This window comes from Thauera phenylacetica B4P (assembly GCF_000310225.1).
GTDB classification, from domain to species: Bacteria; Pseudomonadota; Gammaproteobacteria; order Burkholderiales; family Rhodocyclaceae; genus Thauera; species Thauera phenylacetica.
In genome coordinates, this window is the sequence record NZ_AMXF01000435.1 from 1 (window position 1) to 1,593 (window position 1,593).

Genomic DNA, 1,593 nt, shown 5'->3' on the forward strand with positions numbered 1-1,593 from the left:
GCCGCAGCGCCACGTCGCCGCCGCGCGCGGCGGCCGCGTCCGCGCCGAGGTGAGCGGCGCCGTAGGCGAGGCGCGGGTAGTCGCGCACCTGGCCGCCGTCGGCCGTCTCCACCGTCTCGCGCTGGTACAGCGTCCACGCGAAGGGCGCGGAGTAGGTCTTCTCGGTGCGCAGGCGCAGCGGCGCGAGCAGCGCGTCGAGCGCGGACAGCACCTCGGTGGAGACCACCGGCGCCGCAGGCGCCGATCCGGCCTGCGCACCGGCTCCCGCCGCACTCTCCAGCGCCGGCAGCAGCGGCCGGTAGTGCAGGCTGTCGACCAGGCCCACGGCGAGGAAGGCGAGCAGCACGGTGGCCGCCGCCATCCCGGTCGGCCGCCGCCCCACCTTGCGCCAGGCCGCGCGCAGCGGCGCCTGCGTACGGGCGCGCAAGGCCGAGAGCAGCGCCAGCGCGACGAGCAGGAAGAGCAGCGCGTCGGTCCACAGCACCACGGGCTGGAAGCCGAGGATCCCGCTCGATGCGCTCATTGCAGCCTCACCCGCGGATCGGCCAGGGTGTAGGAGAGATCGGTGAGGATCAGCCCGACGATGTAGAGCACCGAGCCGATGAACACCATCGCCCGCACCACCGCGAAGTCCTGCGCGTTGATGGCGTCGATCGTGTAGCTGCCCAGGCCCGGGATGGCGAAGAAGGACTCCACCAGCAGGCTGCCCATGAACAGCAGCGGGATCACCACCACGACGCCGGTCAGGATGGGGATCAGCGCGTTGCGCAGCACGTGGCGGAACAGCACCGCAAGCTCGGACAGGCCCTTGGCGCGCGCGGTGCGCACGTAGTCCTTCGAGATCTCCTCGAGGAAGATGGTGCGGTACCAGCGCGCCGACGAGCCGATGCCGGCCACCACGCTGATCAGCACCGGCAGCACGAGGAAGCGCGCCGCGTCCAGCCCCGGCGCATAGCCCGAGATCGGCACCAGCGCCCACAGCTTGGACACCAGCCACTGCCCGCCGATGATGTAGAACAGGCTGGAGATCGACATCATCGCCACGCACAGCACCACGCCCCAGAAATCCAGGTAGGAGGCGCGGAAGAACACCAGCAGCAGCGCGAAGCTGATCGACACGAAGAGGCTGAGGAGGAAGGTCGGCAGCGCGATCGCCAGCGAGGGGCCCATGCGGTCGCGGATCTCCTGGCCGATGTCGCGGCCGTCGTCGGCGCGGCCGAACTCGAGCGCGAACATGCGCAGCGACTTGTCGAAGAAGATGGTCTCGGTGAAGCGCGCGCTGCCGCTCGCGGCGTCGTTGAGGAACATCGGCTTGTCGTAGCCGCGCTCGGCCTTCCAGCGCTCGATGGCCTCGGGCGTGGCGCGCTTGACGCCGATGTGCATGCGCGCCATGTCGTCGGGCGAGTTCACCACGAAGAAGAGCACGAAGGTGAGCAGGTTCACCCCGATCAGGATCGGCACCGCGTAGAGCAGGCGGCGCAGCAGGTAGGCCAGCATCAGCGCCCTCCTCCCGCGCCGGACCCGGCCGCGCTCGGCGCCGCGGTGGCGGTCTCGCGCCGCCGCCAGTGGATCGCCGCCGGCGCCACCAGCGCG

1 protein-coding gene and 1 pseudogene are annotated in these 1,593 nt (G+C 71.2%); both read right to left on the reverse strand.

The window, feature by feature from the left end:
- A pseudogene (locus C667_RS22800) lies at positions 1-523 on the reverse strand (ABC transporter permease); the annotation flags it as partial.
- Positions 520-1,497 carry an ABC transporter permease gene (locus C667_RS22805; protein ID WP_004388082.1) on the reverse strand — a complete coding sequence of 326 codons (978 nt, stop codon included), beginning with the start codon at positions 1,495-1,497 and terminating at the stop codon, positions 520-522. The gene C667_RS22805 and the pseudogene C667_RS22800, both read right to left, overlap by 4 nt.
- Positions 1,498-1,593: the final 96 nt, after the last annotated feature.

Coding starts and splice junctions, on each gene's coding strand:
- C667_RS22805 (WP_004388082.1), bottom strand. CDS start 1,497: ATGCTGGCCTACCTGCTGCGCCGCCTGCTCTACGCGGTGCCGATCCTG.